This is a genomic window from Streptomyces sp. NPDC058086 (assembly GCF_042885015.1).
In the GTDB taxonomy this organism is placed as follows: Bacteria; Actinomycetota; Actinomycetes; order Streptomycetales; family Streptomycetaceae; genus Streptomyces.
In genome coordinates this window covers 1-12,066 of record NZ_JBHVST010000039.1, presented here as the reverse complement: position 1 = coordinate 12,066, position 12,066 = coordinate 1, and the positions used below count along the sequence as shown (strand labels likewise).

Below are 12,066 nucleotides of genomic sequence, written 5' to 3'. Positions count from 1 at the left end.
GGGCGTCACCTCCGCCAGGAGGTGGCCGCCTCCGTGGCCACCGCCCTGAACTGGCGGACCGTGTTGTTCCAGCGGTACTGGGCCGCGCGGTCGCGGGCGGACTTGCCCATGAGGGTGCGGCGGTGGGTGGACAGGGCGAGGGTGCACCAGGCCGCCGCGAAGGAGGACTCACCGCGCGCCAGCACACCCGTCTCGCCGTCGACCACGGAGTCGCGCAGACCGGGCACGTCGAAGGCGATCGCCGGGGTCTCGCGCGCCGCCGCCTCCGTGACCACCAGGCCCCAGCCCTCCACGGCGGAGGGATGCAGCAGCAGCCACGCGGCGCACAGCAGCCGGTGCTTCTCGGCCTCCGAGACACGCCCGGCGAACTCCACGTCGGGGCCGGCCAGTTGTTCCAGTCTCTTCCGCTCGGGGCCGTCGCCGACGATCACCAGCCGGCCTCCGGTGACGGGACGGACCCGCTCCCACAGCCGCAGCAGCAGATCGATCCGCTTGTACTCGACCAGCCGTCCCATCGCCACGAACAACGGCTCCGGCGAGCGCTCGGCGAGCGGCCCCGGCTCCTCGACCCCGTTGTGCACGACCCGGATGCGCTCCCGCTGCACCCCGATCGCGCGCAGCGCGTGGGCCGTCGACGGTGAGACGGCGACCAGCAGATTGCCGCGCTGCGCGCCCGCCAGTGCCCAGTGTTCGAGTCTTCGGCCGATCCGGGCGGCGGGCGCCAGCGGCCCGCCGAACCGCATCCGCCACAGGTCCGTGTGGACGTGGTTGACCAGGCACAGGGTGGGGCCGTGGTGCCAGAGCGGGGCCAGGTACGGCATGCCGTTGCAGACCTCGACCAGCAGGTCGCAGCCGCCGACCTGACGGTGGAAGGCGGAGCGGGCGCGCAGGAAGTGGCCCAGGTCGCCGCCCGCCGACACGACCCGGTAGTCGTGGTAGGCCGCGGGCCCGCCGCACACCAGGGTGACCTGGTGGCCGAGCGAGGTCAGTCCCTCGGCGAGCCGGTCGACGAGGATCTCGGATCCGCCCGCGGACCGGTTTCCCAGGTCCCGGTGGGCGAGGAAGACGATGCGGCGCGGCTGTGGGGGAAGCGCCGGGAGGGACTGCGCGTCGCGCGGGACCGCGGCGCGCAGCGGGGAGGGCACGTGCTGGGGCATGGGTGCTCCAACTCGTCTCAGGGTGCGGAACTCAGCGTGGGGGGTGGGGCGTAGGGCGGGTCGATCGCTTCGAGGGTGAATTCGCCGATCTGTGCGGGGTGAATCTGCCGATCTGTGGGGGATGTGGGTACTGGCTGTATCGGGAGTGTGGGCGGGCTGTGCTCGGGTGGGGGTGGATAGTTTTCGCCCGGCGCTGGGAAGCTGCTACTCACCGAGGTGACAAATTCTGGTCTTTGTGGAGCTGACAGACCATCACATTGTGAGTGGTGAAGGGGAGTTACCGGGCGAACCGGGATCCCGTCGCCCTCGTACCACCAAAACGCCGCCCACAGCGGCGAGGACGAACCCGAGCACACCGGCACCTATCGGCAACGTCTGCCCCACCAGGCGCAGTCGACCGCTCTCCTTCTTCGCCTGCTTCACCTGGTCCTTCTGGGTGGCCGTGGTGAAGGCCAGCTTGTCGGCGTCCAGGAGCAGCGTCGAGTCGTACGTGGAACCCGGGGCGCGCAACGTCCTGCGCGGACCGACCTGGGCGTAGAGCACCCGGCCGGTGCGCTGGTCGACGACCAGCTCGATGCCGTGGTTGGAGTACCACTCCTCGGCCAGCACCTGGGGGCGACCCGGCAGGTCGACGATGCTGCCGGGCACCAGCCGGGTGCCGATCTTCGTCGGGGGGACCGTGCCGGTGAAGCGGTATCCCGTGTAGCCCTGGATCTTCTTGGTGCCCCGGTAGGCCAGCGTGATGGGTGCGCCGAGGGAGTTGTCCCACCAGCGGTACGCGTGTTTCCGCACGTCGAAGGGGAACTTGAGGTAGGCGTCGCCCTCGAAGTGCGGGTTCTCCTGGCAGCAGTGCACCGGCTGGTTGGTCTTCCGGTCGGTGACCCAGCGGTTCGGGAAGAACTCCAGCGCGTCGTGCGGGTCGGCCGCGGGCAGCGACTTGTCCGTGTCGACCGTCGTCGTCACGTCCCAGACGGCGCGTCCGCTGTGCTCACCGTCGGCGACATCGCCTCTGACCTGCTGGGTGATGGTGATCCGCTTGTCGTACAGGGTCTGGATCTGTGCGGTGTCGAAATAGGCGCCCGTGCCGGTGTAGACGGCGGTCGTGTCGATGTCGATGGGATTCACGGCGGCCCGCGGTTCCACGTACCACGCGAGCATCGGAGCCAGTACGAGCAGAAACGTGCCGAGGCCGAGCAGGACCAGTGCGAGGGGTGAGGGTTTCCGGCGCATCCGGGCACTCCAGGGGCGTGAGGAGGCTCGACACACGGGTCACCACTGCTGATCACGGCCGGTCTCGGCCGGTCACGGGTGATGCGGGTGATACGGGTGGAACGCGGTGATACAGGTGCGTCGACACCAGGAGGGAAAGTGCACGTGCGGTATGGGCCGGGAACCGTACGGGCACCCTTGACGGAGTGTCAATGCATTGTCGAGACTGAGGACTTGCCGGACGGGACCGGCGAAACGGGCTGCGCGGATCACGGGAACGGGTGGGGACGACCTCCGACAGAGAGGCTCACCCTGCGATGTCCAGACTGTTGGCCGCCGTACTCACCGTCGCGGCCGCCGCCGCGCTCGCCGTGGGTGCCGCACTCGGCATCGTCGCGCTGCTCGACGCGACCCCCGACCAGCCGAACACCCCCCTGATCACGTACGAACATGCCGACCAGGAGCACTGACCGTGCCGAGGGGCGCGCCGGAGACGGACCGGAAAGCGCAGGCCGGCCACGGGACCGTCGCGATGCGCTCGGCCTGGCATGACGTTCCCCGCGCCCAGGTGCGGCAGTTCGCGGCGATCGCCCTGGCCGAGGCGCCGGATCTCGCCGAGGAGATCCTCCGGGAGATCCGCCGCGAGTACCCGAACGTGCCCCTCGTCCTCGACGACTCCGGCGAGCCGATGGCCCTCGTCGGCATCCGCCGGGCCATCGAGGTCTTCGTGCAGCACCTGGAGACGGCGGAGGGCAGGCCTCGCGTCCACCCCGAGGTCTTCCAGGAGTTCGGCCGCGGCGAGGGACTGCACGGCCGCAGCCTCGACTCGCTTCAGGCGATCTACCGGCTGGGCGTACGCCTCGCCTGGCGTCGGTTCGCTGAGATCGGGCAGCGGGTCGAGATCCCGCCACCGGCGATGTACGAGCTCGTCGACGCGGGATACGAGTACCTGGACGGTCTGGTGGACCAGTCCGTACGGGGTTACGCCGAGGCCGCGGCCCGGCAGGCGGGGGAGCGCCTGCGCCTCCAGCGCCGGCTGATGGAGCTGCTGCTCGCCGAGCACCACCACCGGGGCGACCCCGCCGAGGCGCTCGTCGAGCGGGCCGCGCGGATCGGCTGGCCACTGCCGGACAAGGTCGCCGTCGGGGTGCTGCTGCGGCCGGCGCGGGAGGCCGTGGCGCCCGCCGTCGGGCAGGGGGTGCTGCTCGACATGGAGTACGAGCAGCCGCGGATGGTCGTGCCCGAGCCCGACGCCGCCGGGCGGCCGGAGCTGCTGCACCGGGCGCTCACCGGGTGGTCCGGGGCGATCGGGCCGCCGGTGCCGCTGGCCGACGCGGCGAAGTCGCTGCGCTGGGCGGATGCGGCGGTACGGCTGATGGAGCGGCGGCTGCTGCCCGGCGGGGAGGTGCTCCACTGTACCGAGCACACCGAGGCCCTCGTGCTGCTCCAGCCCGAGGAACTGATCGACGACCTCGCCCTGCGCTGCCTGGCGCCGCTCGCGCACTGCGGGCCGACGCACGGGCGGCGTCTCGCGGAGACGTTGCTGGCGTGGCTGGAGACGCGCGGAGGTGCGCCGGAGGTTGCCGCGCGGCTCGGTGTCCACCCCCAGACCGTCCGCTACCGCCTCCGCCAGATCAGGGAGCTGTGGGGTGACGAGATCGACGACCCGGACCGGCGGTTCGAGCTGGAGCTGGTACTCCGCGCGCAGCGTCTCCGCGGTGAGCTGGGCGATCCCCACCCCCACCCCCGCCGCTGACCTCCCGTCGTGCGTGGTCGGCTCCGCCTGCGCGCCAGTGCCCCTGTGACCCCCTGCACCTCACCGTTACCCACCCATTGCCCGTGCAAGAGCACTATGAGTAGCCTGTGTTCGTCATGCCGATCGGCTGTTGAAATTTCGAACATAGAGAGGGGGCCGGTTGTGGGACGCCTCGTACCTGCCGTGACCCGAGCTCTCGACATACTCGAGCTCTTCCTCGACGGGGACGGGACGCTCTCCGCCCCCGACATCGTGCGCAGGCTCCAGCTTCCCCGGACGACGGTGCACGAGCTGGTCACCACGCTCGCCGCCCGCTCGTACATCGTGCAGGTTCCCGGCCAGCCGGGACGCTACCGCCTCGGTGTGCGCCCGTACCAGCTCGGGAGCCGGTACGCCGAGCAGCTGGACCTCGCCGCCGAGGGCCAGCAGGTCGCCCGCTCCGTCGCCGAGACCTGCGACGAGACCGTCCACGTGGCGATCCTGGAGGGCACGGACGTCATCTACATCGCGAAGGTCGACTCCACGCACGCCGTGCGCATGGTCTCCGCGGCGGGCCGGCGCCTGCCCGCCCACTGCACCTCCGTCGGCAAGATGCTGCTCGCCTCGCTCCCCGACGTCGAGCTGACCTCCCGTATCCCGGACAACGCGGACCTGGTCGCGATGACGCCCAACAGCATCACCGAGCCGGGCGCCCTGCGCGAGGCCCTCGCCGAGATCCGCCGCCGCGGCGTCGCCGTGGAGAGCCGCGAGTCGAACCCGGACGTCAGCTGCGTCGCCGCCCCGGTGCGCGACCGTACGGGCCAGGTCGTCGCCGCGCTCTCCATCTCCGTACCGATGATCCGCTGGAGCGACGAGCGCCGCGTGGAGCTGGAGCAGCTCGCCGCGAAGGGCGCCGTCGAACTGTCCGAGCGGCTCGGCCACCGGAGCGTGGTGGGATGACCGCGACGAGCGGGAAGACCGGGACGACCGGCAACACGGGCAACGCGCCCTTCGACGTCGCGGTGCGCGCCGAGGCGGCCCTCGGCGAGGGCCCGACCTGGGATCCGGACGCACAGCGGCTGATCTGGGTGGACATACTCGGCTCCCGGGTCCACACGTACGACCCCGTCTCCGGGCGCCGCACGGTCATGGTCACCGAGCAGCACGTGGGCGCCGCCAAGCCCCGCGCGGGTGGCGGCCTGGTCGTCAATCTGCGGGACGGCGTGGCGACGTACGGCGGCGCCGAGGGCTTCCGGTGGCTGCACCGCGACCCCGTCCCCGGCCGCCGCGCGAACGACGCCGCGGTCACCCCGGACGGCTCGCTGCTCTTCGGCACCATGCGCTACGACGAGGCCCCGGGCGGCGGCACCCTGTCCCGGATCACCGCCGACGGCACGGTCACCGCGATCCTCGACGACGTCGCCGTCAGCAACGGCACGGGCTGGAGCCCGGACGGCCGGCTGATGTACTACATCGACTCCCCGACCCGCCGCGTCGACGTCTTCGACGTGGGTGACGGCCAACTCCCCCTCAACAGACGTCCGTTGGCCGTGATCGAAGAGGGCGCGGGCTGGCCCGACGGGCTCACCGTCGACGCCGAGGGCTGTGTGTGGGTGGCCCTCTGGGACGGCGGAGCGGTCCGCCGCTACACACCGGACGGCGAGCTGGACCGGGTCGTGGAACTCCCCGTCCCCCGCCCCACCGCCTGCGCCTTCGGCGGCGCGGACCTGTCCGACCTGTACATCACCACGGCGCGTACGGGCCTGGAGGCGCCGCATCCGCTCTCCGGCTCGGTGCTCGTCGTCCCCGGCGCGGGGAAGGGCCTGCCGCAGCCGCCGTTCGCCGGCTGACGGCCCCCTTCAGGATCAAACCCGGGTCCCCTCAGAGGTCCCCGTCCGGTCGTCGACCACCGGACGGGGACCTTCGATTTTTGTGCAAACCATTGACGAGAAAGCGCTTCCTATCTACGGTCCCGTTCGAAGTTACGAGCGATCACCGAAATTTCGAACAGCGAATCTCGAACAGTGAATCTCGAACAGTGAAGGCAGGGCATGGGACGACCTGACCTGAACCGCAGGAACGTTTTGGCCGCGCTCGGCGGCCTGACCGTCGCCGGCAGCCTCGGCTTCGCCGCGCTCGGCACCGGCGCGGACGCGCTCGCCTCCAGCGCGCGCACCCGGGTCCGCTACTGGAACCTCTTCCAGGGCGGCGACGGCACCAACCAGGTCGCGATGGTGGACGCCTTCCGCAAGGAACATCCGGACATCGCGGTCAAGGACTCCACCCTGACCTGGGGCGGCCCCTACTACACCAAGCTCGCCATGGCAGCGGCCGGCAACCGCGCACCGGACCTCGCCGTCATGCACCAGGGCCGCGTCCCCGGGTTCGCGCCCGGCCGCCTCCTGGACCCCTGGGACATCGGCCTCCTGGCCAAGTACGGCGTGCGGGAGGCCGACTTCAACCCCGTGCTGTGGAAGCGCGGCATCGTCGGCGGCAAGCTCTACGCCCTGCCCCTCGACATCCACGTCCAGCTCTGCTTCTACCGCAAGGACGTCTGCAAGAAGGCCGGGCTGCTCGACGCCGACGGCCGGCTGCCGGCCGCCGGTTCCACCGACGAGTGGTTCGCCCTCCTCAAGGCGGCCAAGAAGCAGCTGAAGAACGGGCAGCAGACCCTCGGACTGCACGCCAACGACCAGAACTTCGCCTGGTGGTTCTTCGTCGCCTTCTACCAGCAGCTCGGCGGCGGCTACTTCAACGACGACCAGACCGACGTCACCTTCGACACCGACAAGGCCACCGAGGTCCTGGAGTTCTTCCGCAAGCACGTGACCGACGGCTACGTCACCGTCGGAGAGGCCGACGGCGAGGCCTTCCTCGCCGGGTCACCGTTCACCTGGGAGGGCAACTGGTCGGTGCCGTACTTCAACGGCGAGAAGCTCGACTTCGGCGCCCAGCCGCTGCCCCCGGTGTTCGGGAAACCGGCCACCCACGCCGAGTCGCACTCCTTCATCCTGCCTCACCAGTCGGGCCGCGGCGGCGCCGCCGACGAGGGTGCCTACCGGCTCGCCGCCTACATGGTCACCCACGCCACCACCTGGGCCGTCGGCGGCCACGTCCCCGCCTATCTGCCCACCTTCAAGGACCCCGCCTACCTCAAGCTCAGCCCCCAGAACGAGTACTCCAGGCCCGCCATGGAGCACCCGGCCACCGAACCGCACATCTGGTTCGCCGGTTCCACCGGCGTCCTCGCGCAACGTGTCGGCCCGGTCGTCGCCTCCTCCAACCTCGGCTCCGCGAAGCCGGCCGCGGCGGCCCGCCGTATGAAGTCCGTCCTGGAGCAACTGCTCGCCATGAAGAACCCCATGGACGGCAGGACGGCCGCCCAGGAGCTGAAGGGAGCAGGCGCATGAGCAGCGCCACGAGCACGGTCGCCGCCACCACCCTGCGCCCCCGCGCGACCGCCGCCGCCGACTCCGCCCGACTGCGCTGGAGCCGTCGCTTCCAGCACGGCGGCTGGTTCGTCGCCCCGTTCTTCGTCCTGTACGGGCTCTTCGTGCTGCTGCCGGTGGTCCGCGGCCTCTACCTCAGCTTCACCGACGCCAACATCTCCGGCGACCACACCGACTTCGTCGGCCTCGCCAACTACCGCGAGGCCCTCAAGGACGACCTGGTGTGGAACTCGCTGTGGCACAGCGTCCAGTTCACCCTGTACGTCGTCCCGTGCATCGTCGTCGTGGCCCTGCTGATGGCGCTGATCGCCCACCACACCGTGCACTTCAAGTGGCTGTGGCGGCTGTGCTTCTTCGCACCGTTCCTGCTGCCCTCCGCCGTCATCGGCAACCTGTGGTGGTGGCTGTTCCAGCCCACCAACGGCATGGTCAACCACGTCCTCGGCCTCACCACACCCTGGCTCACCCAGAAGTCCACGGCCCTGCTCGCCGTCGTCGTCGCGACCCTGTGGTGGACGGTCGGGTTCTCCTTCCTCCTCTTCCTCGCCGCCCTGCAGAACATCCCCCAGCACCTCTACGAGGCGGCCGAGCTGGACGGCGCGAACGCCTTCCAGCGCATGCTCCACATCACCGTGCCGAACCTGCGCAACATCACCGGCCTCGTCATCGCGCTGCAGATCCTGGCCTCGCTCCAGGTCTTCGACCAGGCGGTGGTCATGTACCAGTTCGGCCCGGGGCCGGAGGAATCGACCCGCACCTTCGTCCAGTACACCCTCGAACAGGGCTTCACCAGCTACCGCGTGGGCTACGCCTCCGCGATCTCCTTCGTCCTGTTCCTCATCATCGCCGCCGTCGCCCTCGGGCGGATGTGGCTGCTCCGCAGCCGAGAGGAGGGCATCTCCCGATGACCACGCCGTCTCCCACCCTCCGTAAGCCCCGCAGCACCTGGACGCCCGCGCAGATCGCCCTGACGGTCGTCGCCCTCGCCCTGTCCGTGATCTGGATGGCGCCGCTGGCGTGGGCCCTGTCCACCTCGCTCAAGACCCCGGCCGAATCGGTGGCCTCGCCGCACTGGATCCCCAAGGACTTCACCCTCGACTCCTGGCGGAAGGTCTTCGAGGCCGGCAACATCCCCAACTGGTTCGTGAACTCGCTGGTCGTGTCGGTCTGCGTCACCTTCATCGTGCTGCTGGTCGCCTCCCTCGCCGGATACGGCTTCGCCCGCACCGAGTTCCGCGGCAAGTCCGTCCTGATGGCCGTGACGATGGCGGGCCTGATGTTCTCCCCGGCGATCCTCGGCGTCCCGCTCTTCACCACCGTGCAGTCGCTCGGCATGGTCGACACCTACTGGGGCATGATCCTGCCGCAGTGCGCCCCCGCCGCGATGGTGTACATCCTCTACAAGTTCTTCCAGTCGCTGCCCCGCGAGCTGGAGGAGGCGGCGTTCATCGACGGCGCGGGCCGCTGGCGGATCTTCTTCACCCTCGTCCTGCCGCTCTCGAAGCCCTCGCTGTCGGCCGTCGGGATCTTCACCTTCATCGCCTCGTGGAACAACTTCCTGTGGCCCTACATGGTGACCAACAACCCCGACCTGATGACCATGCCGAACGGCATCGCCACCGTGCAGAACGCCTTCGGCATCGTCTGGCCACAGCTCATGGCGGGCGGCCTGATCGCGGGACTCCCGCTGATCGTCGTGTTCGTCTTCTTCCAGAGCCAGATCGTGCGGGGCGTGGCCCACACGGGTCTGGCAGGCCAGTAACAGCCATGAGGAGAGTGTGAGTTGAAGCGCTTCAGGCTCGCCGCGCTGCTCGCCGCGGCCACCATCGCCCTGCTCCCGTCCACCGCGTCGGCCGACGTCACCTACCCCGACCCCCTCCCGCTCACCGGCCAGCAGATCATCCACGACCCCACGGTCACCCACCTCAAGAACGGCCGCTACGTCGCCTACTCCACCGGCGGCGTCATCGGCGCCCGCCTCTCCGCCGACCTCCACCACTGGGACGACGCGGGCAACGCCTTCACCACGCCCCCGGCCTGGTGGTACGACTACAACTCCACCGCCGATCCCTGGGCCCCGGACCTCTCCTACCGCGACGGCCGGTACTGGCTCTACTACGCCGTCTCCTCCTGGGGCACCAACATCTCCGCGATAGGCGTGGCCACGTCGAAGACGGGCATGCCCGGCACCTGGACCGACCACGGAGCCGCGTTCACCTCGGGGACCACCGACACCTGGAACGCCATCGACCCGGCGGTGATCCGGGCCGACGGCAAACTGTGGATGGCGTTCGGGTCGTACTGGACGGGCATCCGCATGGTCGAACTGGACCCGGGAACCGGCAAGGCGCTGCCCGAAGCCACGGTCCACCACCTGGCCACCCGCCCGGACGCCCCGTACGCGGTGGAGGGCCCGTACATCGTCAAACACGGCCGCTACTACTACCTCTTCGCCTCCTACGACGCCTGCTGCGCGGGCGTGAACTCCACCTACAAGATCCGGGTGGGCAGATCGACGTCGGTGACCGGCCCCTACGCGGACAGCACGGGCAAGCCGATGCTGGAGGGCGGCGGCGACCTGTTCCTGGCCAGACACGGCAGGTATATCGGCACCGGAGGCGAGTCGGTCTTCCACGACCGAGGCCAGGACTGGCTGGCGTACCACTACTACGACGCGGACGACAACGGCACGCCCAAGCTGGGGCTGAACAGGCTCAGCTGGACGAAAGACGGCTGGCCAAGTTTGCGCTAGGGGCGCGGGGAACTGCGCGACCAGCCACAACAAACCCGCACTCGCCCACGAAACACAAGCCACCCCCCACCAATGGCGCACTCGAAAGGAAAACATGCGTACCGCCCGCTTCGCCCTAGACCCCGCCTTCACCATCGGCGAGGTCAACCCCCGCCTCTTCGGCTCCTTCGTCGAACACCTCGGCCGCTGTGTCTACACCGGCATCTACGAACCCGACCACCCCACCGCCGACGCCGAAGGCCTCCGCACCGACGTACTGGAACTGGTCCGCGAACTGGGCGTCACCACCATCCGCTACCCCGGCGGCAACTTCGTCTCCGCCTACAACTGGGAGGACGGGGTGGGCCCGGCGGAGGAACGGCCCCGCCGCCTCGACCTCGCCTGGCGCTCCACCGAGACCAACCGCTTCGGCCTGTCCGAGTACATCGCGTTCCTGAAGAAGATCGGCCCCCAGGCCGAGCCGATGATGGCGATCAACCTCGGCACGCGCGGGGTCGCCGAGGCCCTGGAGCTCCAGGAGTACGCCAACCACCCGGGCGGGACGGCCCGTTCGGACCTGCGGGTGGCGCACGGTGACAAGGAGCCGTTCGGCATCGGCCTGTGGTGCCTGGGCAACGAGATGGACGGGCCCTGGCAGACCGGCCACAAGACGGCGGAGGAGTACGGCCGTCTCGCCGCCGAGACCGCCCGCGCGATGCGCCAGATCGAGCCGGACCTCGAACTCGTCGCGTGCGGATCGTCGGGACAGAGCATGGACACGTTCGCCGCGTGGGAGGCGACGGTGCTGGCGGAGACGTACGACCTCGTCGACCACATCTCCCTCCACGCCTACTACGAGGAGACCGACGGCGACCGCGACTCCTTCCTCGCCTCCGCCGTCGACACCGAGTCCTTCATCGAGAACGTGGTGGCGACCTGCGACCACGTGGGCGCCCGGCTGAAGTCCAAGAAGAAGATCAACCTCTCCTTCGACGAGTGGAACGTCTGGTACCAGAGCCGGCCGAACCCGCATCCGGTCGAGGACTGGCAGGAGGCCCCGCGCATCCTGGAGGACGTCTACACCGTCACGGACGCGGTCGTCTTCGGCTCCCTGCTGATCGCACTGCTGCGGCACGCGGACCGGGTGACCGTCGCCTGTCTCGCCCAGCTCGTCAACGTCATCGCGCCGATCATGACGGAGCCGGGCGGCGCGGCCTGGCGGCAGACGACGTTCTTCCCGTTCGCGCAGGCGGCGAAGTACGGGCGCGGGGAGGTCCTCGACGTCCGCGCGGTGTCGCCGACGCACGAGACGAAGAAGTACGGCGAGGTCGACCTGCTGCACGCCACCGCCGTGCGTGCCGAGGACGGCTCGGTCACCGTCTTCGCGGTCAACCGCAGCCAGACCGAGCCGCTACCGCTCGAAGTCGCCCTGAACCGGCTGGGGTTGACGACGGTCGTCGAGCACAGCGCGGTCGCCGACGCGGACCCCGACGCCCGCAACACCCTTCAGGACCAGGAACGGGTCACCCCGCACCCCGTCGAGGGCACCAGCCTCCAGGACGACGGCACCCTGACCGCCGTCCTGGAGCCGCTGTCCTGGAACGTGATCCGGCTCGGCTAGGACCTGTCTGGCCGATCACGGTGGAGGAAAGCTGCCACACCCCGCGTCTCCGCCGTGATCGGCCGGACAGGTCCTAGGCCCTGTCGTCAAATTCCCGTCTGCCCCGCGACGCCATGCACGTACTCTCGCCGCACCGGGCACAGACCCAAGTACGTCCAGTACGA

The 12,066-nt window shown here is 69.9% G+C and carries 11 protein-coding genes; 9 read left to right on the top strand and 2 right to left on the bottom strand.

The window, feature by feature from the left end:
* Positions 1 to 5 precede the first annotated feature (5 nt).
* Positions 6 to 1,157, bottom strand: coding sequence for a glycosyltransferase family 4 protein (locus ACFVWD_RS27760; protein WP_389599915.1), 1,152 nt, complete (start codon positions 1,155 to 1,157; stop codon positions 6 to 8).
* A 252-nt stretch (positions 1,158 to 1,409) separates the two neighbouring features.
* Positions 1,410 to 2,387: a DUF3068 domain-containing protein gene (locus ACFVWD_RS27755; RefSeq protein ID WP_389599913.1), complete on the bottom strand. Its 978-nt coding sequence runs from the start codon at positions 2,385 to 2,387 to the stop codon at positions 1,410 to 1,412.
* A gap of 296 nt (positions 2,388 to 2,683) precedes the next feature.
* On the opposite strand from ACFVWD_RS27755, the gene ACFVWD_RS27750 reads away from it, so the two are divergent.
* From ACFVWD_RS27750 to ACFVWD_RS27710, 9 genes are all read left to right on the top strand, one after another.
* Entirely contained in the window at positions 2,684 to 2,836 is a 153-nt protein-coding gene (locus tag ACFVWD_RS27750) for a hypothetical protein (RefSeq protein WP_167552120.1), read from the top strand.
* 62 nt (positions 2,837 to 2,898) lie between these two features.
* Positions 2,899 to 4,122, top strand: a complete 1,224-nt coding sequence (locus ACFVWD_RS27745; RefSeq protein ID WP_389600001.1) for a helix-turn-helix domain-containing protein — start codon at positions 2,899 to 2,901, stop codon at positions 4,120 to 4,122.
* A 162-nt stretch (positions 4,123 to 4,284) separates the two neighbouring features.
* Positions 4,285 to 5,061 (top strand): IclR family transcriptional regulator, encoded by a 777-nt coding sequence (locus tag ACFVWD_RS27740; RefSeq protein WP_389599911.1) that lies wholly within the window; start codon positions 4,285 to 4,287, stop codon positions 5,059 to 5,061.
* Positions 5,058 to 5,951: an SMP-30/gluconolactonase/LRE family protein gene (locus ACFVWD_RS27735; RefSeq protein WP_389599909.1), complete on the top strand. Its 894-nt coding sequence runs from the start codon at positions 5,058 to 5,060 to the stop codon at positions 5,949 to 5,951. Before ACFVWD_RS27740 ends, ACFVWD_RS27735 begins: the two co-directional genes overlap by 4 nt.
* Positions 5,952 to 6,152: 201 nt before the next feature.
* Entirely contained in the window at positions 6,153 to 7,511 is a 1,359-nt protein-coding gene (locus ACFVWD_RS27730; RefSeq protein ID WP_389599908.1) for an extracellular solute-binding protein, read from the top strand.
* The gene (locus ACFVWD_RS27725) at positions 7,508 to 8,458 is read left to right on the top strand and encodes a carbohydrate ABC transporter permease (RefSeq protein ID WP_389599906.1); all 951 of its coding nucleotides are present in this window, start codon (positions 7,508 to 7,510) and stop codon (positions 8,456 to 8,458) included. The genes ACFVWD_RS27730 and ACFVWD_RS27725 overlap by 4 nt, the downstream gene beginning before the upstream one ends.
* On the top strand, positions 8,455 to 9,312 hold the full coding sequence (locus ACFVWD_RS27720; protein WP_054233582.1) for a carbohydrate ABC transporter permease: 858 nt from the start codon (positions 8,455 to 8,457) through the stop codon (positions 9,310 to 9,312). The genes ACFVWD_RS27725 and ACFVWD_RS27720 overlap by 4 nt, the downstream gene beginning before the upstream one ends.
* A 21-nt stretch (positions 9,313 to 9,333) precedes the next feature.
* Complete coding sequence (locus ACFVWD_RS27715; protein WP_389599904.1) at positions 9,334 to 10,302, top strand: arabinan endo-1,5-alpha-L-arabinosidase; 969 nt, start codon at positions 9,334 to 9,336, stop codon at positions 10,300 to 10,302.
* Positions 10,303 to 10,396: 94 nt separating this feature from the next.
* Positions 10,397 to 11,902, top strand: a complete 1,506-nt coding sequence (locus ACFVWD_RS27710; RefSeq protein ID WP_389599902.1) for an alpha-N-arabinofuranosidase — start codon at positions 10,397 to 10,399, stop codon at positions 11,900 to 11,902.
* The last annotated feature ends 164 nt before the right edge of the window (positions 11,903 to 12,066 follow it).

Excerpts from the sequence above, each read along its gene's own strand:
- ACFVWD_RS27755 (WP_389599913.1), bottom strand. The coding sequence starts at position 2,387 with ATGCGCCGGAAACCCTCACCCCTCGCACTGGTCCTGCTCGGCCTCGGC.
- ACFVWD_RS27760 (WP_389599915.1), bottom strand. The coding sequence starts at position 1,157 with ATGCCCCAGCACGTGCCCTCCCCGCTGCGCGCCGCGGTCCCGCGCGAC.
- ACFVWD_RS27730 (WP_389599908.1), top strand. The coding sequence starts at position 6,153 with ATGGGACGACCTGACCTGAACCGCAGGAACGTTTTGGCCGCGCTCGGC.
- ACFVWD_RS27710 (WP_389599902.1), top strand. The coding sequence starts at position 10,397 with ATGCGTACCGCCCGCTTCGCCCTAGACCCCGCCTTCACCATCGGCGAG.
- ACFVWD_RS27750 (WP_167552120.1), top strand. The coding sequence starts at position 2,684 with ATGTCCAGACTGTTGGCCGCCGTACTCACCGTCGCGGCCGCCGCCGCG.
- ACFVWD_RS27735 (WP_389599909.1), top strand. The coding sequence starts at position 5,058 with ATGACCGCGACGAGCGGGAAGACCGGGACGACCGGCAACACGGGCAAC.
- ACFVWD_RS27720 (WP_054233582.1), top strand. The coding sequence starts at position 8,455 with ATGACCACGCCGTCTCCCACCCTCCGTAAGCCCCGCAGCACCTGGACG.
- ACFVWD_RS27745 (WP_389600001.1), top strand. The coding sequence starts at position 2,899 with ATGCGCTCGGCCTGGCATGACGTTCCCCGCGCCCAGGTGCGGCAGTTC.
- ACFVWD_RS27725 (WP_389599906.1), top strand. The coding sequence starts at position 7,508 with ATGAGCAGCGCCACGAGCACGGTCGCCGCCACCACCCTGCGCCCCCGC.